This is a genomic window from Vibrio sp. STUT-A11 (assembly GCF_026000435.1).
Taxonomy (GTDB): Bacteria; Pseudomonadota; Gammaproteobacteria; order Enterobacterales; family Vibrionaceae; genus Vibrio.
Genome location: NZ_AP026763.1, coordinates 2,684,684 through 2,707,347, shown reverse-complemented (window position 1 = coordinate 2,707,347; position 22,664 = coordinate 2,684,684). Strand labels below are relative to the sequence as shown.

Below are 22,664 nucleotides of genomic sequence, written 5' to 3'. Positions count from 1 at the left end.
ACTGGGTTAATTGACGGTCGAGCGAATCTCGCCATTTGCTAAACGGGTGACCAGACGGTCGCCCGTTTTCACATCTTCAGCTTGTGTAATTACCTTGCCTTGCTCTGTTTGCGTGATGGAATAGCCACGTTTGAGGGTCGCAAGCGGGCTCACTGCCTCCAGCTTTTCTGCAGCCATTGCCAGTTGATGACGCACAGTCAGTAATTTGCGATCCATGGCATCCAACAGCTTTTGCTCGACACGGTCTAGCCTCGATTTTTGCTGAGCTAAGTGTCTGACAGGAGAGTTCAACTGTAGACGGTGGTGTTTACGCTCAATCGCTTGTTGACGAGAATCGATGAAGCGTTGCATTGCTCTGCGTAGTCGTACATCCAGTTCATCTAATTGCTGTGATTGACGCTGCAACTGATAGCTAGGATGTTGACGCTCTAAACGGTGTAGCAGTTGCGCTGCTTGTCGTTTTTGCTGTGCCAAATAGTAACGCATTGCGCTCGCCAATTTATGTTGACGAGTGACGAGAGCTTGATCTTTATGACTGTTATCGCGGCTTACCAGCTCCGCAGCTGCCGAAGGGGTTGGTGCTCGTACGTCGGCAACGAAGTCAGCAATCGTTACATCGACTTCGTGGCCAACGGCACTAATGATAGGGATTTGGCTGGCCGAGATCGTACGTGCAAGGATCTCGTTGTTAAAGCACCATAAATCTTCTAATGAACCACCACCACGGCCAACGATCAGCACGTCACATTCATTACGGCTGTTTGCACGACCAATTGCTTGTGCGATTTGAATAGCGGCATCTTCTCCCTGAACCATGGTTGGATAAATCACAATAGGAAGAGAAGGATCACGGCGTTTTAATACATCGAGGATATCGTAAAGTGCAGCGCCAGTTTTTGAGGTTACCACTCCCACGCGTTTCGGGTGTTCTGGCAATGTCTGTTTGTTTGTTTGGGCAAACAAACCTTCAGCAGCCAGTTTCATCTTGAGTTCTTCAAACTCTTGCTGCAGTCGACCATCGCCTTCTGGCTGCATACTTTCGATGATAAGTTGGTAATCACCGCGCGGCTCATAGAGAGAGAGGCGTGCTTTTACTAATACTTGGTTCCCGTTAGCAGGCTTGAAAGTTACACGACGATTGTTGCCACGGAACATGGCGCATTTTACTTGAGCGCGAGAGTCTTTAAGCGTCAGGTACCAATGACCAGAGACGGGAGCTGAGAAGTTTGAGATCTCTCCGACAAGCCAGACGATCCCCATTTCATTTTCCAACAGGAGACGAACTTCTGCATTAAGACGGGAAACAGTGAAAATGTTTTGATTGGTCTGGGAGAGCACAGCTAATCTCGTAGACGTGAGTATGGAAATTAGCGGAAATATAATACATAGCAAGGGGGTAATTGCAAGAAAAAAATTAAAAAAACTTGTAGTCAATCGATTGTGTTGAACGTATAATCCCTCCGCAATATCTAATCCAAATGTAACTCGTTGACCAAAACGGTTACCCTCATTATGCGAAACGATGAGACTTTGGATTGTTTTTTTTTACTCCTTTAATTGTGAGATATTGCAAATGCTAAGAATTGCCAAAGAAGCGCTGACATTCGACGACGTACTGCTAGTGCCAGCACACTCCACCGTTCTCCCAAACACAGCTGATCTTCGCACTCAGCTAACGAAAAATATTGCCCTGAATATTCCAATGATTTCTGCGTCGATGGATACCGTGACGGAAGCTCGTCTCGCTATTGCACTTGCGCAGGAAGGTGGCATTGGCTTTATCCACAAAAACATGTCTATTGAGCAGCAGGCAGCTGAAGTTCGTAAAGTTAAAAAATTCGAATCAGGTATTGTTACAGATCCAGTAACAGTAAACCCTGACGCTACCATCGCTGACGTAGTCGCACTGACTGAAAAGCACGGTTTTGCAGGTTTCCCTGTTGTCACTGAGCACAACGAACTTGTTGGTATCATCACTGGCCGTGACGTTCGCTTTGTTACTGACCTTGCTAAGAAAGTATCTTCAGTTATGACGCCAAAAGAAAAACTGGCGGCCGTAGAAGAAGGTGCAACTCGTGAAGAAGTGCAAGAAAAAATGCACGAAGCACGTGTAGAGAAAGTACTGGTTGTAAATGATGATTTCAAACTGACTGGTATGATCACAGCGAAAGACTTCCACAAAGCAGAGCGTAAACCAAACGCATGTAAAGATGGACGCGGTCGTCTACGCGTTGGTGCAGCAGTTGGTGCTGGTGCTGGTAACGAAGAGCGTGTTGCTGCTCTTGTTGAAGCAGGTGTGGACGTTCTACTTATCGACTCTTCTCACGGTCACTCTGAAGGTGTTCTGACTCGCATCCGAGAAACTCGTGCTGCTTACCCAGACCTAGATATCATCGGTGGTAACGTGGCTACAGGTGCTGGTGCTAAAGCACTTATCGAAGCTGGCGTAAGCGCAGTGAAAGTAGGTATCGGCCCTGGCTCTATCTGTACGACTCGTATCGTAACGGGTGTTGGTGTTCCTCAAATTACCGCTATCGCAGATGCAACTGAAGTTGCTAACCAATACGGCATACCAGTCATTGCAGACGGTGGTATCCGTTTCTCTGGTGATATCTGTAAAGCAATCGTAGCTGGCGCGTCATGTGTGATGGTTGGTTCTATGTTTGCTGGTACGGAAGAAGCACCGGGTGAAGTGATTCTGTACAACGGTCGTTCGTACAAATCTTACCGCGGTATGGGCTCTCTGGGTGCAATGTCTCAAGGTTCTTCTGATCGTTACTTCCAGTCTGACAATGCAGCAGACAAGCTGGTTCCTGAAGGTATCGAAGGCCGTATCGCATACAAAGGTCGCCTAAAAGAGATCGTACACCAGCAAATGGGTGGTCTACGTTCAAGCATGGGTCTAACGGGTTCTGCAACTATCGAAGATATGCGTACTAAAGCTGAATTTGTACGTATCTCTGGTGCAGGTATGCAAGAGTCTCATGTACACGACGTTCAGATTACTAAGGAAGCGCCAAACTACCGTCTAGGTAACTAATTGCCTAACGAAAACGTTTGCTTTTTCCTTGAAGCATTAAGAAGAGGCGAGTACACTCGCCTCGGTTTTAATCACTTAGCCTAAAAAAGACTGCTCAAAATGACTAAAAATATCCATGACCAACGTATTCTGATCTTGGACTTCGGTTCTCAGTACACTCAACTAGTTGCTCGTCGCGTACGTGAAATCGGCGTTTACTGTGAACTATGGAGCTGGGACGTAGAAGAAGCGGATATTCGCGAATTCAATCCAGATGGCATCATCCTATCTGGTGGTCCTGAAAGCGTAACGGAAGAAAACTCTCCACGCGCACCTCAATACGTATTTGACTCAGGTGTTCCTGTTTTTGGTGTATGTTACGGCATGCAGACCATGGCAGAGCAGCTAGGTGGTAAAGTAGCAGGCTCAAACGAGCGTGAGTTTGGCTACGCACAAGTTAAAGTTTCTGGCGAATCTGCACTGTTTAAAGATCTTGAAGCGATTCAAGACGTTTGGATGAGCCACGGCGACAAAGTAGTAGAAATCCCAGCAGACTTCGTAAAAGTTGGTGAGACAGACACGTGTCCTTACGCAGCGATGGCGAACGAAGAGAAGAAATACTACGGCGTTCAGTTCCACCCAGAAGTAACTCACACCAAACAAGGCCTACAAATGCTAGAGAACTTTGTTCTGGGCGTATGTGGTTGTGAGCGTCTATGGACCTCTGAATCTATCATCGAAGACGCAGTCGCTCGCATTAAAGAGCAAGTCGGTGACGACGAAGTTATCCTGGGTCTTTCTGGTGGTGTAGATTCGTCAGTGGTTGCTATGCTGGTTCACCGCGCGATTGGTGACAAGCTAACGTGTGTATTCGTCGATAACGGTTTGCTTCGTCTGAACGAAGGTCAGCAAGTAATGGATATGTTTGGCGACAAGTTCGGTCTCAACATCATCAAAGTTGATGCAGAAGAGCGTTTCCTTGACGCGCTAAAAGGCAAGTCTGACCCAGAAGAAAAACGTAAGACAATTGGTCACGTATTCGTAGACGTATTCGATGAAGAGTCTAAGAAACTGGCTAACGCAAAATGGCTAGCTCAGGGTACTATCTACCCAGACGTAATCGAATCAGCAGCTTCTAAAACTGGTAAAGCGCACGTGATCAAATCACACCACAACGTGGGCGGCCTGCCAGAAGATATGGAAATGGGTCTGGTTGAGCCACTACGTGAGCTATTTAAAGATGAAGTTCGTAAGATTGGTCTTGAGTTAGGTCTGCCTTACAACATGCTTTACCGCCACCCATTCCCGGGCCCTGGTCTGGGTGTTCGTGTTCTTGGCGAGATCAAGAAAGAGTACTGTGACTTGCTACGTCGCGCTGACGCTATCTTTATTGAAGAGCTTCACGCAGCAGACCTATACAACAAAGTGTCTCAAGCGTTCACGGTATTCCTACCTGTACGTTCAGTTGGCGTAATGGGCGATGGCCGTAAGTACGATTGGGTTGTATCTCTACGAGCAGTAGAAACCATCGACTTTATGACAGCACATTGGGCTCATTTACCATACGACTTCCTAGGTAAAGTATCTAACCGCATTATCAACGAAGTTGATGGCATTTCACGTGTTGTTTACGACATCTCTGGTAAGCCACCAGCGACAATCGAGTGGGAATAGTCCTCAACGATTTTGTTTGATAGAACCAGCCTTCGGGCTGGTTTTTTTTTGTTTGTCTCTTTTGGCATATACCAATCAAACCAATCGTTGTGCAAGCTAAGTGATTGATTGGACATACGGTTTGGTGAAAGGTTTTTGAGACGTCCGTCTTAAAATCTTTGAAACTATGTTTAATAGAAAAGATTTGCAAGCTCCCATCTTTTTTCAGTGAGTGTTATTAAAATTCCCTCGTGTATCACTCTCTGTTAAGAACTCATCGTCCACTGTGTACTAGAGTTCGTTAGGATTTTTTATGTCGTTTTACCCAATTCGTACACCTAAAGCTAGCCAAATACCTCGTATTAATGGCGCTAAAACATTTGGATATTATCCCAACTATCCTTTTCAACATAAAGTAGCGGCTAGCGGCGCTAAACCTCTGCAATATATTGCCGTTGACTTACCTGCAGGATTAACCCTTAACTCGAGTACCGGACTCATATCGGGCATTGTGCAATCAAAAGGAATTCATGAGATTCAAATGACCGTTCGTAACGTTCATGGGGAAGATACTAAAACGCTTCGCTTGTGTATTGACGAGAAAATATGCCTGACACCTCCTATGGGGTGGAATAGTTGGTACTGCCATAGTGAACTGATTAGTGAAGAAGCTATAAAACAAACCGCACAAGCATTTGTAGAAAAAGGTTTAATTGATTATGGCTGGAGCTATATCAATATCGATGATTGTTGGCAAGGGGAGCGTTGCCAGAATACGTTAGCTCTGCAAGCCAATGAACGATTCAACGATATGCACAGCATGTGTCAGTTTGTAAAATCTCTGGGCTTAAAACCAGGAATCTACACGACGCCATGGCAGGCAACGTACGCTGGTTTTATTGGAAGCAGCGCACCTAACACGCAAGGGGACTACAAAAACTACTATCTTGCCGAGCGAGATCGTGAACAATTTCATCAGTTTTTTGGCCGTTATCCAAGTATCAATACAAACGGGCTAAACCATGTTGGAGAGTGGTTTTTTGATAAGGATATACAGCAGTTTGCCGACTGGGGATTTGAGTTCGTTAAATTAGACTGGAAACCTAATGATGCACCGACCGCAATGCGTATGTGGAAAGACACGAAGAAAACTCATGCCAATATTGTGATTAGCTTGTCAAATGATGCGCCTTTTGACCACGCCGCTGAGTTAACAAACTGGTGCCATTGCTGGCGTACAACAGGGGACATCCACGATTCTTGGGAAATCGTCTCAAAAATCGGTTTTTCTCAAGCGCCTTGGCAAGCTTTCTCTTCTCCCGGCCGATATCCAGACCCAGATATGCTACAAATTGGACACATCGGTGTCCCTAACCGCAAAAACACCCAGTTTAATCCCACACGATTGTCCTATGAAGAGCAATATGCGCAAGTTTCCTTGTGGGCGCTCTTATCGGCTCCTTTGATGCTAAGTTGCGATATCGAACAACTCGATGAGTTTACCTTAAATTTGATCACCAACTCCGAAGTGATCGATATCAATCAGGATTCTTTAGTTTCACCTACACGCCGTTTTGAGCTGGAAGGTGACATAGAAGTTTGGACGAAAGAATTGGAAAACGGTGACGTAGCAATAGGAATATTTAACCGTTCTGAGACAACCAGAACTTTGAACATCGACTTAAACAACTTTATCGACTTTGCTGAAGTTCAACTTCGAGACGCCTGGCGTCACCAATCTTTAACTGTAACTAACTCGTGTTTTTTAATTGACTTACTTCCACACAGTGCAGAGTTATTACGTGCAAACAATAGCAAAGTATAAAAGGGTCAATAAATTGGATAATGATCGAGAAACAAACTTAATGGTGTTTAACTAAAAGTAAGAATACCAAGTGAGAACTGTAAATACAGGTCTGACATTATTATATAGCCATAGATTATGGCAACCAACAAACGCAATCCTACGAGAAAATCAATGATGCTTAATATTCACAAAAAAAAGCTGGCCATGGTAGTTGGTCTCATTATTAGCGGACATGCTTTCGCGGCATACGACGAAGCTCCTATATTGCAACAGCAAGTTAAAACAGGAGCATTACCAGAGGTACAAAATCGCCTTCCTAAAGAGCCTCTAGTCATTGAGCCTATTGATTCCATCGGTGAGTACGGTGGACAACTAAACCTATTATCGCTTAAACGTAATATTGGTTTAGATATGCGATTAATGAAATACGATAACCTGTTTAATTTTAATCGCTCTTACACTGGCATAGAGCCAAATATTGCAACTTCGTTTGAAGTTAACCCTGAGCTTACTGAATATACCGTTAAACTTAGAGAGGGAATTAAGTGGTCTGATGGTGTTGAATTTACGTCAGAAGATATCAAATTTTATATTGATCTTGTTTCAAGAGAAGACTGGTCAGGCAATAAACCTGCGTATATTCCCGCAACTGCTGAAGTCTTAGATAAATATACCGTTAAATTCAAACTTGAAAAGCCAGATGGTATGTTTATTCGTAAGCTTGCAAATACTGATGGTTCAAATATTGTACAATTCCCTAAGCACTATTGTGAACAATACCTACCAGAAGTAAATCCAAAAGTACGCGATGAGGCCAAAAAAGCTGGATTTGAAAGTTGGCAGCAATATTTCCAAACAAAATGTCGCGCTCATTACTTCCCAGAGCATTATTCAAATCCGGATCGACCAACAGTAAACGCTTGGAAGATCAAAGTGCCTGCGTCACCTAAAACGCAATATGCAGTATGGGAGCGAAATCCTTATTATTGGGTTGTTGACAGTGAAGGTAACCAGCTTCCTTATCTTGACAATGTATATATTTCTTATTCTGAAAATAAAGAAGAGCTGGTATTGAGAGCGGCTGCAGGTGAAACCGATTTTCAAACTCGTTTTGTTGGTGAGCCAAAATATCGCTCTATGTTTATCGAAAATGAAAACAAAGGTAATTACAAATACAAACTACGCCCAACAACCAGTTCTAATGCTCTGATTTTAGGTTTAAACCAAACCATTAAAGATCCAATTAAACGTGAGCTCTATCAGAAAAAAGCGTTTCGTATTGCTCTATCGCATGCCATTGACCGCGAAGGGATCAGCGAAGCCGTTTATTCTGGTGCTGTAGAACCTTGGCAGGTTGCGCCTATTCCAGGGAGTGAGTTTTACAACGAGGAATTTGGAACCCAATATCTGGCGTACGATCCAGATAAAGCCAATAAACTGCTTGATGAGTTAGGGTTAAATAAAAGAGATAATGAGGGTTTCCGGTTGGATAAAACCGGTAAAAGATTGCGAATTGATACTTTGATTGATCAACGTCTAGCCGGTGAACGTACAGACATTCTTGAACTGATAAAAAATGATTGGGCCAAGGTCGGAATCTTTATGGACATGAAAATTTCTGAGGGTTCCTACGTGCTAACTCAGCGTCTGGCTAATGAACATGACTTGATTCCGAACACGGGTGATGGTGGTATTGGGGTGTTGGATACTTATCGAAACTATGCGCCACAAAACCCAGAATCCACGTGGGCTACGGCGTATTATTATTGGTCTACTGACAAATCGCATAACCTGGCTGAGAAACCTCAAGGTGCAATCGCAAAACAATTCCAATTGCTAGAGGCGATGGCGAATACTGCCTCTCAAACTGAGCAAAACAAGCTTATGCATCAGGTTGTAGATGTTGCAAAAGATGAGTTTTATCTCATCGGTACTGTTCGTGCTCTTGATGAAGGTGTGATTATCAAGAACGACGTACGCAACTCGGACACCAGCGTACCTCACTCTTATGGTATCGCGTCGCCGGGCCCGATGCGCCCAGCACAGCTTTGGAAGCAAAAGTAAATGTAACTGCAGCGTCTGGAACTCACTCCCTGAGGTTCTGGGCGCTGCCTTTTGCATCTCACATTTTTCGCGTAATGAGTAATGGCGTAATAAGTTGATTGAATTAACTTAATTGGTCTCAATAGACAGCACAACGCCTTATTGAGAAAAATGGCCTGTGTGGGATAGCCCAGTTCAAAGCAACTGGTTTTAGGATGAGATTACCTGCCAATGAGCCGTTAATCTCGTAATAAAGAAAGGCTCTGCTTATTAGCTGGGGCCTTTTTTATGCGCCTGACTATTTGTGAAATCTAAGTTTCCAGTAACGACTTTTCTCTTTTGTGACTGCCTCCATTAAAATTTGCACGCATTTTTTATCAAATTTTTTTAAAGGTATTTGTACATGTCGACAAAACTGGCTAACCCAGCACCGCTAGGTCTAATGGGTTTCGGTATGACCACAATTCTGCTAAACATTCATAATGCAGGATTCTTCCCAATAGATTCAATGATTCTAGCGATGGGCATCTTCTACGGTGGCCTTAGTCAAGTTATCGTGGGCATTATGTGTTTCAAGCGTGGTGACACGTTCGGTACAACTGCGTTTACGTCTTACGGTCTGTTCTGGCTGACTCTGGTTGGTCTGATTGTTATGCCTCACATGGGTCTACCAGCAAGCCCAGCGAGCTTCATGGGGTGGTACTTGGCACTATGGGGTATATTTACTGGTTTTATGTTCATTGGTTCTCTTTGCTACCCAACAGCAAAACAAGTTGTATTTGGTTCACTGACCATCCTGTTCTTCTTGCTTGCTGCTCGTGATTTCACTGGTAGCGAAGTTATTGGCACTATTGCTGGTTTTGAAGGTATTTTCTGTGGTGCTAGCGCGGTTTACTTCGCTATGGCACAAGTACTAAACAATGAGTTTGGCCGTGAAGTGCTGCCTGTTGGTAAAGCAAAAATCGCGCGTAAAGTTGAAGCGGTTGCGATGGCGTAAACGCTTAATTCAGCAAACTTTAAGAAGCGGACCTTTTGAGGTCCGCTTTTTTATTATCTGAGATTAGCGGTATCAGTGAGAATGGTCTGATTTATAAATTGTTGTGACATTGTACGAGCTTTTTTATGGAGAATAATTCATTATTTACGTATCCATATACAACGAGTTACATTCTATGAAAAAGCATTTGTCGGTTATTCTCACACTCGCCGTTGCGGTGAGCTCATTTCCACTTTTCGCTCAGACTAGTGATCCGTTACCTTCTTGGAATGAAGGTAAGACAAAACAAACTCTCATCCAATTTGTCAGCGACGTTACCGACTCAGAATCCGCTAACTTTGTTGATCCAGCGGATCGCATTGCTACGTTTGATAACGATGGAACGCTATGGTCTGAAAAGCCGATGTTCTTCCAGATGCTGTTTTCTTTGGACCAAATTAAAGCACAAGCTGCTGAGCACCCTGAGTGGAAAACCACCAAGCCATACTCCCTTGTATTGAACGGCCAGTTAGATGAGTTGACGACAGACGATCTGATGACGTTATTGCTACAAACTCATACGGGTGTGATCAGTGATGAATTTACCAGTGTGGTTAAAAGCTGGATCAGTACGGCAAAACACCCGGTAACTGGAGCGCCATACACTGATATGGTTTTCCAACCTATGCTCGAGCTATTAGATTATCTGGCAGACAACGGATTCAAAAACTTTATTGTCTCTGGAGGCGGAAATGCTTTTATGCGTGCTTGGGCAACTGATGTTTATAACATCCCTTCGGAGCGCATTATTGGGACCCAACTTTCTACTGAGTTTGTGAATATGGACGGAAGCTATCAAGTTAAGCGTATTCCGGGCATTGTCGTTATTAATGACAAAGTAGAAAAACCACAGCAGATTTATCAACACATCGGTAAACGCCCAATTGCATCATTTGGTAACTCGGATGGTGATCTGCAAATGCTGCAGTGGACAACGTCTGGTCCGGGGCCTCGTCTTGCAATGTATGTCCACCATACTGATGAGAAACGGGAGTGGAAGTACGATCGTGAGTCCAGCGTAGGCAAATTAGACAAAGGTCTTGATGAAGCAAAAGAGAACGGTTGGCTGGTTGTTGATATGAAAAATGATTGGGTACAAATACACCCATCTAAATAGCGGTTGCTAACTAGTAGTAAGAAGAAGGGGGGGGGTAGCCTTTGGTTAACTCCCTTCTTTTTTTTATCTGTATAAGTTTTAGTTAATCTGCTACGCTTTGGTTTTTATTTTGTGTTTTTATGAGTTTTGTTGTTTTTATTTCGTATATGCAGAGTTTTGTTCTGTTTTTCGTATGGACTTGCACCTAATGAGAGCGTAATGAACATTGAGTGATCAGTTAAGGGAATGCATGTTTTTACTATTTGGTTATTAAGATAACTTTTGGTTTGTGGTGAGGTTTCTTGTCTTGGCTATTATCTAGTCAGTTAATAGCGAATGAGTTGTCATGAGTACAAGGAAGGGAAACCATGAGTAGCACACTATCAAGTTCACTGGAACCAGAATTGACCTCCGTGGTTGAGCAAACCGATAAGTCTTCTTCAGAACCACGTAAAGCGATTTTTGCCATCTCACTTGGCAATGGATTAGAGATGTATGACTTTACGGTCTACAGTTTTTTTGCCGTCATCATAGGCGAGTTATTTTTTAATGTCGGTGGTAGCGCTGCTGGCTTGTTGTTATCACTTGCTACGTTTGGCGTTGGCTTTGTTATGCGCCCACTCGGTGCGGTGCTCATTGGTAACTACGCGGATAAACACGGACGTAAAGCCGCGCTGACCCTCACGATTGCTTTGATGACTATCGGTACCGGTATGATTGCGCTGACTCCTACCTATGAGAGCATTGGTATTGCCGCAACCATCATTTTGGTCGTAGGTCGCTTGCTACAGGGCTTATCTGCTGGTGGTGAAATTGGTGCAGCATCAGCCGCACTGATGGAGTCCGATAATTATAAGCGTCGTTGTTATATGGTGAGCTGGCAACTGGCCAGTCAAGGTGCAGCTGCGCTGTTTGGGGCACTCGTTGCTTTCGCGGTAAATGGTCTGCTCACTCCAGAGGACGTGCATAGCTGGGGCTGGCGTATTCCATTTATCCTTGGCTTATTGATCGGTCCTGTAGGTTGGTACATCCGTCGTCATCTAAAAGAGCCACATCAGGTAGATTCCCACGCGAAAGATACTCCATTTAAAACCGTTCTGCGTAAACAAGGCCGCACGATCTTAACTGGCATGTTAATGATTTGGGGTGGTACTGCATGTATGTATATTGAAGTGTTCTACATGCCAACTTACCTGATTAAAGAGTTGGGCTACGCGCCGACGACGGCTTTTGCTGTCGCGGTGATGGCGGGTTTTATGTTGATGATGTTGATGCCTTTATTTGGTAAATGGGCGGATCGTTTGCAAAGTCGTAAAACCTTGCCGCTGTTTGGTATGTTCGGTGCTTTTGTCTGTATTTATCCTGCGTTCGCGATACTTGGTGGTGAAGCCTCTCTACCTAAAGCATTGCTGATCATCGGTGGTTTAATCACGTTATTTGCTCTGGCTAATGCCTCTCTACTTGTACTGATTATGGAAGCGTTTACTCAGCAGTATCGAGCGAGTGGTATTTCAATGATTTATGGCTTTGGCGTAACGGTTTTTGGTGGTTTCACTCCGTTGCTCGTCGCCAGTTTGATCGAGTTGAGTGGTAATAAAATGGCTCCTGCATTTTATCTGATGTGCGCGCTTACCATTAGCTCTCTGGCTATGTTGCGCTTCCCAGCGAAAGCACCTCAATAAGTCTCTTCGTTAAAACAATCGAATAAATAAAAGGAATTGATGATGACATTACCAGAATTATCACTACTCAAAAATGTCGACTTTGTTGCCAGCTGTGAGCAATTTATTCAGACTCGGCATGCCATTCATGCTCATCCAGAATTAGGAGCAGACGTGCCTAACACGGCTAAGCTGGTGGCTGATCTTTTAACGGAGTGGGGCTATGAAACTCACACTGGTATCGGCGGGCATGGCGTGGTCGGCGTATTGAAGCAGGGGATTTCTCAACGCAGTATTGGTATTCGTGCAGATATGGACGCTTTGCCTATTCATGAAGAGACTGGTTTACCATACGCCAGTAAGATAAATGGCCGCATGCACGCTTGTGGTCATGATGGACACACCGCCATCTTGTTGGCTGCGGCACATTATATAGCGAAGAGTGTTTCTTTTGATGGCACGATTAATCTGATTTTCCAGCCAGATGAAGAGGGATTATCGGGTGCGAAAGCCATGATTGAGGATGGTTTGTTTGAGCGTTTTCCATGTGATGCGATATTTGCGCTGCACAATATGCCGGGCAAGGAAGTCGGCCAGGCAGCAGTACGCAGTGGTGCATCGTTAGCATCGTCAGATAAAGTCACCATTCGTCTCACAGGGAAAGGTGGTCATGCAGCAATGCCTCATCTATCAAACGATGTCACCATTGCCATTGGTCATATCATTCTTGGGCTGCAAAGTATTGTGTCGCGCAATATAAACCCAGCTGACCAAAGTATTATCAGTATTGGTCAGATTGAGGCAGGAAAAACATCGAATGTGATTCCAAATGATGCGTTGATGAGGCTCTCGGTACGTAACTTCAGTGAAGCGAATCAGGATTTGATTGAGCAGCGCATTCGTGAGGTGGTCGCCGGGCAGTGTCAGGCCTTTGGCATCCAAGGGGAAGTTGAATATTTGCGTCAGGTCCCATCGGTTTTCAACTCATCAGAGGAAACGTTGCGTGCTCGCAAAGTGGTCAAGGCGGTACTTGGTGAAGACAATGTCGCTGGTGATGAATCACCGGTTGTTCCTGGCAGTGAAGATTTTGCCTGGATGTTGAAAGAGCGCCCTGGGTGCTATTTCTTTCTCTCTAATGGCGTTGGCGAATGGCATGGCTGTTCTGTGCATAATCCAGGCTATGATTTTAATGATCAGCTAGTTACGATCGGTGCAGCCTGTTGGGTCGAACTCGTGAATGAGTACCTGAGCAGCGAATAAGTGGTGTAGAATGGCTTTGCATTAGGGGCAGTGAGGGCAGATAGCAGGATGAAGTTACATCAAGTGAGAGCATTTCTGGCGGTGAGCCAGGCGGGAAGCCTGAAAGCCGCGGCGGAGCAATTACATCTGACTCAGCCCGCCTTAAGCAAAGCCATCAAAGAGTTGGAACAACAGTACGGCGTTGCTTTGTTTGAACGTTCTGCTGGTGGCCTCGTTCTGACCCCTTATGGTGAGCGGCTTTTGGGTTATGCGCGTTTAATGAACGAAACGGCCCGGCGTGCCAAGCAAGAGATCGATACCATGCGCGGGGTTCCTAACGGCAGTGTGACTATCGGCGTCACGCCAATTGCTTCATTACTAAAATCGTTAACCGCCAGTCTGAATACATTCATGCAGCGTTATCCGGAAATATCTCTAAGGATTGTAGAGTTACGTCCTGCGCCTTTGTTAACACAGTTGCGCCAGGGGGAAGTTGATTTCGCGATCACATCGCAAATACCAGTGATTGATAGTGCGCTGGAGTGGCAGGCGGTGTGTCGTATTCCTAATGTCGTGGTGACCCGCAAGTCCCATCCGCTGTGTAATACTCGCTCGCTAAGGACATTGCATCAGAGTGACTGGCTGACATTGGATTCACCTGATGATCCGAGCACTTATTTTTATCAGTTGTTCTCCGTAAATGGTCTTCCGTTACCATCGCGCATTCGTGAGTGCACTTCGATGACGTTAGCCCGCTCACTCATTCAAAACGCCGATTTTGCAGCGCTGTTTTCTACGGAATCGCTTGATTTGGATTACATCAAAAATGAATTTGCGGTAGTGCCACTGCTGGATAATATCCCTGATAGTGTCATTTCAATGGTGCGGCCGAAACGGGATATCATGACACAGAGTGCCACAGCACTGTTTGATGGCATATTGCAGGATATGAGAGACATCTACCCCGACTTTTAGTTTGCCGGTTTCGGATGAAGAAAATAAAAGGGCCAGCGAGTCGCTGGCCCTTGTTGTTGTGTACTGCTGTATTTATTTTTGTAATCTTACAGAGAAGTTTCTTCTGCTGTTTTCTGTGTTGCTTCGACAGCGGCAGTGTGAGCAGATTTGCCAGTCTTACGCTTGTATTTACCTTCCCAGTAATCAGCCCCTTTAATGCCTAGCGCTACTGGGTTGAACGTATACTCAGTCACGCCTTCTTTTTGTTGTCTTTCGTAATCACTCAATGCTTTAAGTGCTGGTTTAGACATAAAGAAGATGATCAGAATACCGACAATGTTTAACCAAGCCATCAAGCCTACACCTACGTCACCCATTGCCCATGCAAGGTTGGCAGTTTTTACTGTACCGTAGAATACCGCTGACAGAAGGATCAGTTTAAGAATAAACATCAAGCCATCCACTTTAAACGTACGGCGGATGTATGCGATGTTCGTTTCAGCGATGTAGTAGTAAGCCAGAATCGTCGTAAATGAGAAGAAGAACAGAGCAATTGCAATAAATGTTTTGCCCACGCCTGGAAGTGCACTTTCGATTGCCATCTGAGTAAATACTGGGCCGTTAGCACCAATGTCTGCTGGTAGGTTCTGTATCAGGAACGCGCCTTCTGCTGCACCATGTACGTTGTAAGCACCAGTGATCAGAATCATAAACGCTGTTGCTGAACAAACAAGTAGTGTATCGATGTAGATAGAGAACGACTGTACTAAACCTTGCTGTGCTGGGTGGTCAACACTCGCTGCTGCCGCTGCATGAGGACCCGTACCTTGACCTGCTTCGTTAGAGTAAACACCACGTTTTACACCCCAACCAATTGCTGCACCGATACCTGCCATTGGTGTGAACGCGTCACCAACGATCATAGCGAAGATGCGTGGAACCTCACTGATGTTAAGCAGAATGATCACAAACGCTGTCACGATATAAGCCAAAGCCATAAATGGAACAACGATTTGAGTGAAGTTTGCAATACGCTTTACGCCACCAAAAATGATGAAAGCAAGAATGACACAGACAACCGTACCAGTGAAAATTTTAGCAAAACTGATGGTACCGATAGCGGTTTCGATCATGTCACCAGAGCCGAATGCGGCTTCTACTGCGTTACCAATACTGTTCGATTGAACACCTGGAAGTAGCACACCACACGCAAAGATCGTCGCGATAGCAAAGATCCAAGCGTACCATTTCTGACCCATTGCTTTTTCAATGTAGTAAGCCGGACCACCACGGAATTCGCCTTCATCTTCTTCTTTATAGATTTGCGCAAGCGTTGATTCTGCGTAAGCGGTTGCAGCACCAAAGAATGCAACGACCCACATCCAGAAAACGGCACCCGGGCCACCGAAACCGATAGCGGCTGCAACACCTGCAATGTTACCTGTACCAACACGGCCAGATAGCGACACGGCCAGCGCCTGAAATGATGAAATCCCCTTTTTTGAGCTCTTTCCTGATAGTAATAGACGCCACATCTCAAAGAAATGACGAACTTGAACGAAACGAGTCATGATTGAATAGAATAAACCAGCACCGAGGCACAAGTAGATCAGTACTGGGCTCCAGATAATTCCATTCAGAAAATCAACTAATGACTGCATGAGTATTTTCCCTGTTAGTTGTGTTTGCGGTTGTTTTTGCAACAACACATTACCTTTTTTTGTAACGCAATTGTTAACCTTTTTAGCTTAAAATGCTTGATAGCGTGACGGTGAACACAGAATGATTAACTCTCGTTAACGTCTGGTTACTGTTGCTTATTCGATGCTTTTTTAAGCTAAGATTCCTTGTTTGACTAAGTATGCAGGATATTGTTATTAAAATGTACTAAAAAATGCAAAGTTTAATATGCTAATGTAAGTGCATATTATGGTTTTAATGGCTATTTATTAATCAGGCGTAACGGAATAAGTTAAGCTCTGATTGTTCAATAACCTTGGAGTTTTCTTTCGTCATTATGCTTGCTAAAAGCTGACCTGAACCACATGCCATTGTCCAGCCTAACGTACCATGTCCGGTATTAGTAAACAGGTTCTCGTACGGCGTTGCTCCAATGATTGGTGTGCCATCTGGTGTCATCGGTCTGAAACCTGTCCAGAATTCAGCTTGGCTAAAGTCTCCGCTACGAGGGAATAGATCACGAATGACCATTTCAATCGTGTTCTTTCTTTTCTGCGGGATAGAGCCATCAAAACCAGCAAGTTCTGCAGTGCCTGCAACACGAATTCTGTCGTCAAAACGTGTCATGGCGACTTTGTAAGTCTCATCCATTACCGTAGAGCGAGGTGCGTATTGCTCGTTTTCGATTGGAACCGTCAGTGAATAACCTTTGACTGGGTAAACCGGAATATTCACCTCAAGCTGTTTGAGTAACGCTGTTGAATAGCTTCCAGAAGCCACGACAAACTGGTCCGCTTTGAACAGGCCACGGTTCGTTTGGACTCCTGTGATCTTTTTACCTTCAGTAACCCAGTTGCTCACTTCGGTATTGAATTCAAATCTGACTCCATGTGCTTTTGCCAGCTCAGTAAGCTGTTGGCAGAACTGGAAGCAATCACCCGTCTCATCATCTGGAAGGTACAAACCACCCACGATCTTCTCTTGTACTAGAGCAAGCCCAGGTTCTTGTTTGATGCACTGTTCAACGTCCATCAACTGGAAACGTGTGCCGCTTTGCTCAAGTAGTTTGAGATCTTTTTCAATCGCTTTGAGCTGCTGCTCGGTACGGAAGACTTGTAGAGTACCGAACTGGCGACCTTGGTATTCAATAGCGTGATCTTTGCGTAACTGCTCAAGACAAGAGCGGCTGTGATTCGCGATAGAAAGCATGCGCGCTTTGTTAACTTGATAACGTGGCAAAGTGCAGTTGGCGACCATTTTTGATGCCCAACTGATCATGTCCGAGTTTAGCGTTGGTTTTATTTTCAGCGGAGCATGCTCTTCCATTAGCCATTTGATCGCTTTAAGCGGAATACCCGGCGCGGCCCAAGGAGAAGAGTAGCCATAAGAGATTTGCCCAGCGTTGGCAAAGCTGGTTTCCATAGCACTGCTTGCTTGACGGTCAATGACCGTTACTTGGTAACCTGCCTGAGATAAATACCAAGCCGATGTTAAACCGATAACGCCGCTGCCTAATACGATGACTTCCATTTTGCACTCCACACACAATAATTATTTGTCGCTAGTTTCTTTTGCTTACCTTTTGTTAACAATCGATATAAATTACATATAGAGTTTAGAAAAACTATAGGGTTGTATATGAGAGGTAATCTAGTAAGCGGTTTGTGGTTATTTAGTCAAGTTGCTGAACATAGCAGTTTTACTGGTGCTGCAAAGTCTTTGCACCTGACAACGGGGGCAATTAGTCAACAAATTATTCACTTAGAAGAGACATTAGGTTTTAATCTATTTGAACGCCACTCTCGTGGTATTCGCTTAACGGCAAAGGGAGTTCAACTTCAACAAGCAGCCCAGTTTCACTTTTCTGAGCTGGGAAAACTGCTTGATGAGTTGAAAGTCGACAAGCAAAACAATGAAATTAAACTCAAGCTGACGCCGTCGTTTGCCTTCAAATGGCTGGTACCAAAGCTAGAGAGTTTCCATCTGGAACACCCAGATATCCAAGTGCAGATCTTTGCAGAAGTGGCATTGGTTAACAGCGATTTGAAAGATTACGACGTCGCTATCGATTACGGGCTACACCCCTACCGACATAAAGACGCTGAATTGCTTTTAGACGAACAGTTATTGCCAGTGATGAGCCCTAAATACCTTGAGGATCATTCATGGCTGAAAGCTACGACAAACAAAAATAACGCTTTAGCTTCAATTGCTCAGTGGAAAGAGGCGACGTTATTGCATGATGCTCTGCCGTGGGATAAGGCGACCCGTGACTATGAATGGCTGTATTGGGCTTCGGCAATGGGGCTCGATTTTAAGACCGATGTCGGACACTTCTTTAACCGTACTGACATGGCCATGTCTGCAGCTGAAGCTGGCGTGGGCATTGCGATGGCAAGGATGGCATTGATTGAGGATGAACTTGTTACGCAGCGCTTGGTCTCGCCTTTCAAGCCGATACCAGCAAATGCCGGTTACTATTTGATCACCAATACCAAAAATGACTCGACAGAAAAGTTTCGTCGGTGGCTATTGCAGCAAGTGGCTACTGGATAAGTGATTTCTGCCACCCATTACCATAACAGTGACAGGGTTAATGATATGCATTGTGACCAATAGCGAGGTTCTTTGAGCGAAAAATAGGCATGATACATACCGCTATTTTTAGAGATAACGCACAAGGAAGAACATGAAAGACGAAACGCTATCGATCCATTTTGGTTATGAAACGGATCCTACCACTAAGTCCGTGGCGACCCCAATTTACCAGACCGTCGCTTATGAATTTGATAACGCTCAGCATGGTGCGGATCTTTTTAACCTGGAAGTACCGGGCAATATTTACACACGCATTATGAACCCTACCAATGATGTGCTGGAAAAACGTATGGCCGCCTTGGAAGGTGGCATCGCAGGTTTGGTTGTGAGCGCAGGCAGCGCAGCGATTAACTATGCGATTCTGACCTTGGCACAGGCGGGCGATAACATCGTATCGACTCCGCAACTCTACGGTGGTACTTACACCTTGTTCGCCCACATGTTGCCTAATCAGGGCATCCAAGTGAAATTTGCCAAGGACGATAAACCGGAAAGCCTGGCTGAACTTATCGATGAAAATACCAAAGCCGTATACTGTGAGAGCATTGGTAACCCTGCTGGTAACATCATCGATTTAGAGCGCGTTGCTGATCTTGCTCACGCACAAGGTGTGCCTGTGATTGTGGACAACACTGTTGCAACGCCTGTGTTGTGTAAGCCAATCGAATTTGGAGCCGATATTGTGGTGCACTCTCTGACCAAATATGTTGGCGGTCATGGCACGACATTGGGTGGCGTTATTGTCGATTCGGGTAAGTTTCCTTGGGCCTTGCACAGCAAGCGATTCCCGGTGTTTAATCAACCGGAGCCGTCTTATCATGGCGTGGTGTATACCGAAGCATTTGGTGAAGCTGCCTTTATTGGCCGCGCAAGAACCGTTCCGTTACGCAATACGGGGTCAGCGCTGTCACCAATGAATGCGTTTATGCTAATGCAGGGGCTGGAAACCTTATCTTTACGCATGGAGCGCCACACCGAGAACGCCTTAAAAGTGGCGGAATATCTCAACCAGCATGAGAAAGTCAGTTGGGTCAGCTACGCAGGTTTGCCTGAATCAGAGCACCATGAATTAGCGCAGAAATATATGAAAGGTAAGCCTTCTGCGATTTTGTCGTTCGGCCTGAAAGACGGTTATGAAGCCGGTGTTCGTTTCTATGATGCTCTGAAAATCTTCAAGCGTTTGGTCAATATCGGTGACGCTAAATCACTGGCTTGTCATCCGGCGTCTACCACTCACCGCCAATTAAGCGAAGCAGAACAAAAGCAAGCAGGCGTGTCGCCGGAGATGATTCGCCTGTCAGTGGGGATTGAACATATTGATGATATTCTGGCCGATTTAGAGCAGGCACTAAACGCCTAAAATCGTACCTAAACAGAGCTTTTAGTCCCCCATAGGCCAGCCTTTAATAAAGCTGGCCTTTTTTGTTTTTATTTATTTACTTTCAATGAATTGATGGCTTTAGGTTTCCTATATTCCAAAAGCTCATACCGGTCGAATTTTATTCCCTTGTGAGAATCACGTTTGTTCAAGATGATGTAACAAGACGGCATTCACTTGAAGGAACTCACATGTCTTATGTTTTTCATCGTCATTGTCACAATACGTTACCAGTAATCGACCGCGGAGAAGGGGTATACCTGTTTGATAAACAAGGTAAACAATATTTAGATGCGTGTGGCGGCGCTGCGGTATCGAACCTCGGTCACAGCCATCAAGCGGTTAAACAAGCGATGTTAGCGCAGATAGAGCGAGTTCCTTTTGCTCATACGGGCTTTTTTACCAGCGAAAGCGGAGAGCAGCTTGCTGAGTTAATTTGCCAGCACATGCCAGAACAATTCAACCATGTTTACCTGGTTAGTGGTGGTTCAGAAGCGGTGGAGTCGGCGTTAAAAATGGCACGCCAGTATTTTGTTGAATCCGGCAAACCAGAGAAAAAATATTTTATCGCCCGCCAGCAGAGTTACCACGGCAATACCCTCGGCGCATTAGCGGTAGGGGGGAACGAGTGGCGACGTGAGCCTTTCAGGCCCATTCTAAACTCCGGCCATCATATTGCGCCTTGCTACGCTTATCGTTATCAGAAAGCGGATGAGTCAGAGCTGGAATATTCACTGCGCGCTGCGAACGAGTTAGAAGCCAAAATTCTTCAATTGGGCGCGGAAAATGTCATGGCGTTTATCGCTGAGCCAATAGTTGGGGCGACGGCTGGGGCAGTTCCTGCAACCGACGGTTACTTCAAACGCATTCGAGAAATCTGCGACCAATATGATGTGCTTCTGATCATGGATGAAGTCATGTGTGGCGTTGGTCGCAGTGGTAGCTTCTTCGCTTTTGAACAAGAGCAAGCCGAGCCAGATTTAGTCTGCATGGCAAAAGGGTTAGGTGCGGGCTATCAACCAATTGGTGCTGTTGCGGCTAACGATAAAGTGTACCAAGCGATTGAATCAGGGAGTGGTTTTTTCCAGCACGGTCATACCTTTATGGCTCATCCCGTCGCTTGTGCAGCAGCGGTTGCGACGGTCAAAACGATCTTCGAGGAAGAGCTACTAACTGCCGTGAATCGACAAGGTACACTGCTGCGTCATGAGCTTAGCTTAGCGCTTTCTGAACTGCCTTTTATCGGTGATATTCGAGGCAAAGGTCTATTCTTAGGGATTGAACTGGTTGCGGATAAAGAGAGCAAAGCACCTTTAAACAAAGCCACGATGGCAGATAAGCGTATTAAACAGCGAGCGATGGAAAATGGTCTAATGTGTTATCCGATGGGCGGCACTATTGACGGCGTAAACGGTCACCATATTTTGCTCGCGCCACCTTTTATTTTTCAGCCAAGTCACGTCGATGAATTGGTAGAAAAACTTAACCGTACACTGCGTGAGGTATCAACGACATGGCAATAGATTCAGCGCCTCATCGAGAGGCCGTCGCGATAATAGTTGCACCGAATGGCGCGAGAAAGACCAAGCAAGATCATGCCAGTTTGCCGATGACCACTGATGAGTTGATTACTGAAGCGCGAGCCTGTCAGTTGGCAGGAGCTGCGATGATCCATTTGCATGCGCGTGATGGTCACGGTAAACACTCGCTAGACATTGACGATAATGAGCCTCTTTATCACGCTGTGAAAGAAGCGGTTGGTGAGAACATGCTGGTTCAGTTAACCACAGAAGCCGTCGGGCAGTATTCGCCACAGCAGCAGATAGCGTTGATTAAATCGGTGAGGCCAGAAGCCGCTTCATTTGCGTTAAGAGAGTTGATTCCGAATGACGAGAGTGAAAAACAAGGGCACGATTTTTTTCACTGGGTTGCTGAGCAGAATATTATCAGCCAAATAATTCTTTACGATGAGGCGGATATTGAACGTTACTTTCAGCTACGAAAATTGGGCGCATTGCCTAATTTTAATCAACATGCGCTTGTTGTATTGGGTCGCTATCACAAACAGCAACAGTCTTCTCCGTGGGATTTACGCGGCTTGAATTTAGAGCGATTTAAACAAGAGAACATTCGCTGCGCCGTTTGTGCTTTTGGGGCAAAAGAATTGGATTGTTTGACGTCTGCGATGTTGCTTGGCCTCGATGTTCGGGTTGGTTTTGAGAATAACCATCTCGACGCTAATGGAAGATTGGCCGAGAGTAATGCCGCGCAAGTCAGCTTGCTCAGCGAACTAAGCCAACACTTGAATATTCCTCTGGAAGATGCCTGTAGCTTGAGATCTTCTATCTGCGGTTAAGCAAAGAGTTTCTATCAGAATGAAAAAAGGCTCCATTTGGAGTGATGTCTGTCACTTAAATATTCCTATAAGGTCATTCCAGCGAGCCTTAGCGAGACTAGGAATCTAGTACCAGCGCACTGAGAATAGAGAGAAATACCTTTG

At 45.2% G+C, this 22,664-nt stretch carries 16 protein-coding genes; 13 read left to right on the top strand and 3 right to left on the bottom strand.

What is annotated here, in order from left to right:
• Nucleotides 1-6: 6 nt before the first annotated feature.
• Complete coding sequence (gene xseA, locus OO774_RS12695) at nucleotides 7-1,338, bottom strand: exodeoxyribonuclease VII large subunit (protein ID WP_264903015.1); 1,332 nt, start codon at nucleotides 1,336-1,338, stop codon at nucleotides 7-9.
• A gap of 235 nt (nucleotides 1,339-1,573) precedes the next feature.
• On the opposite strand from xseA, the gene guaB reads away from it, so the two are divergent.
• From guaB to OO774_RS12650, 9 genes are all read left to right on the top strand, one after another.
• The gene (guaB, locus tag OO774_RS12690; protein ID WP_264903014.1) at nucleotides 1,574-3,040 is read left to right on the top strand and encodes an IMP dehydrogenase; all 1,467 of its coding nucleotides are present in this window, start codon (nucleotides 1,574-1,576) and stop codon (nucleotides 3,038-3,040) included.
• A 99-nt stretch (nucleotides 3,041-3,139) separates the two neighbouring features.
• Nucleotides 3,140-4,693 (top strand): glutamine-hydrolyzing GMP synthase, encoded by a 1,554-nt coding sequence (gene guaA, locus OO774_RS12685; protein WP_264903013.1) that lies wholly within the window; start codon nucleotides 3,140-3,142, stop codon nucleotides 4,691-4,693.
• Nucleotides 4,694-4,985: 292 nt separating this feature from the next.
• Nucleotides 4,986-6,497 carry a putative Ig domain-containing protein gene (locus OO774_RS12680; RefSeq protein ID WP_264903012.1) on the top strand — a complete coding sequence of 504 codons (1,512 nt, stop codon included), beginning with the start codon at nucleotides 4,986-4,988 and terminating at the stop codon, nucleotides 6,495-6,497.
• 153 nt (nucleotides 6,498-6,650) lie between these two features.
• Nucleotides 6,651-8,543 carry an ABC transporter substrate-binding protein gene (locus OO774_RS12675; RefSeq protein ID WP_264903011.1) on the top strand — a complete coding sequence of 631 codons (1,893 nt, stop codon included), beginning with the start codon at nucleotides 6,651-6,653 and terminating at the stop codon, nucleotides 8,541-8,543.
• Between the two features lie 382 nt (nucleotides 8,544-8,925).
• Nucleotides 8,926-9,519 carry an acetate uptake transporter gene (locus OO774_RS12670; RefSeq protein WP_264903010.1) on the top strand — a complete coding sequence of 198 codons (594 nt, stop codon included), beginning with the start codon at nucleotides 8,926-8,928 and terminating at the stop codon, nucleotides 9,517-9,519.
• 175 nt (nucleotides 9,520-9,694) lie between these two features.
• The gene (locus OO774_RS12665; protein WP_264903009.1) at nucleotides 9,695-10,675 is read left to right on the top strand and encodes an HAD family hydrolase; all 981 of its coding nucleotides are present in this window, start codon (nucleotides 9,695-9,697) and stop codon (nucleotides 10,673-10,675) included.
• 347 nt (nucleotides 10,676-11,022) lie between these two features.
• Entirely contained in the window at nucleotides 11,023-12,336 is a 1,314-nt protein-coding gene (locus OO774_RS12660) for an MFS transporter (RefSeq protein ID WP_264903008.1), read from the top strand.
• A gap of 39 nt (nucleotides 12,337-12,375) precedes the next feature.
• Nucleotides 12,376-13,575: a M20 aminoacylase family protein gene (locus OO774_RS12655; RefSeq protein WP_264903007.1), complete on the top strand. Its 1,200-nt coding sequence runs from the start codon at nucleotides 12,376-12,378 to the stop codon at nucleotides 13,573-13,575.
• Between the two features lie 48 nt (nucleotides 13,576-13,623).
• Nucleotides 13,624-14,529 carry a LysR family transcriptional regulator gene (locus OO774_RS12650; RefSeq protein ID WP_264903006.1) on the top strand — a complete coding sequence of 302 codons (906 nt, stop codon included), beginning with the start codon at nucleotides 13,624-13,626 and terminating at the stop codon, nucleotides 14,527-14,529.
• A gap of 86 nt (nucleotides 14,530-14,615) precedes the next feature.
• Here the strand turns inward: OO774_RS12650 and OO774_RS12645 are convergent, their stop codons facing one another.
• Nucleotides 14,616-16,169 carry an alanine/glycine:cation symporter family protein gene (locus tag OO774_RS12645; protein WP_264903005.1) on the bottom strand — a complete coding sequence of 518 codons (1,554 nt, stop codon included), beginning with the start codon at nucleotides 16,167-16,169 and terminating at the stop codon, nucleotides 14,616-14,618.
• 292 nt (nucleotides 16,170-16,461) lie between these two features.
• Nucleotides 16,462-17,718 carry a D-amino acid dehydrogenase gene (locus OO774_RS12640; RefSeq protein ID WP_264903004.1) on the bottom strand — a complete coding sequence of 419 codons (1,257 nt, stop codon included), beginning with the start codon at nucleotides 17,716-17,718 and terminating at the stop codon, nucleotides 16,462-16,464.
• Nucleotides 17,719-17,826: 108 nt separating this feature from the next.
• On the opposite strand from OO774_RS12640, the gene OO774_RS12635 reads away from it, so the two are divergent.
• The 4 genes from OO774_RS12635 (at nucleotide 17,827) to OO774_RS12620 (ending at nucleotide 22,520) form a co-directional block, all read left to right on the top strand.
• Nucleotides 17,827-18,744 carry a LysR substrate-binding domain-containing protein gene (locus OO774_RS12635; protein WP_264903003.1) on the top strand — a complete coding sequence of 306 codons (918 nt, stop codon included), beginning with the start codon at nucleotides 17,827-17,829 and terminating at the stop codon, nucleotides 18,742-18,744.
• A 133-nt stretch (nucleotides 18,745-18,877) separates the two neighbouring features.
• Complete coding sequence (locus OO774_RS12630; RefSeq protein WP_264903002.1) at nucleotides 18,878-20,146, top strand: O-acetylhomoserine aminocarboxypropyltransferase/cysteine synthase; 1,269 nt, start codon at nucleotides 18,878-18,880, stop codon at nucleotides 20,144-20,146.
• 209 nt (nucleotides 20,147-20,355) lie between these two features.
• Entirely contained in the window at nucleotides 20,356-21,687 is a 1,332-nt protein-coding gene (locus OO774_RS12625; RefSeq protein WP_264903001.1) for an aspartate aminotransferase family protein, read from the top strand.
• Nucleotides 21,678-22,520 (top strand): 3-keto-5-aminohexanoate cleavage protein, encoded by an 843-nt coding sequence (locus OO774_RS12620; protein WP_264903000.1) that lies wholly within the window; start codon nucleotides 21,678-21,680, stop codon nucleotides 22,518-22,520. Before OO774_RS12625 ends, OO774_RS12620 begins: the two co-directional genes overlap by 10 nt.
• The last annotated feature ends 144 nt before the right edge of the window (nucleotides 22,521-22,664 follow it).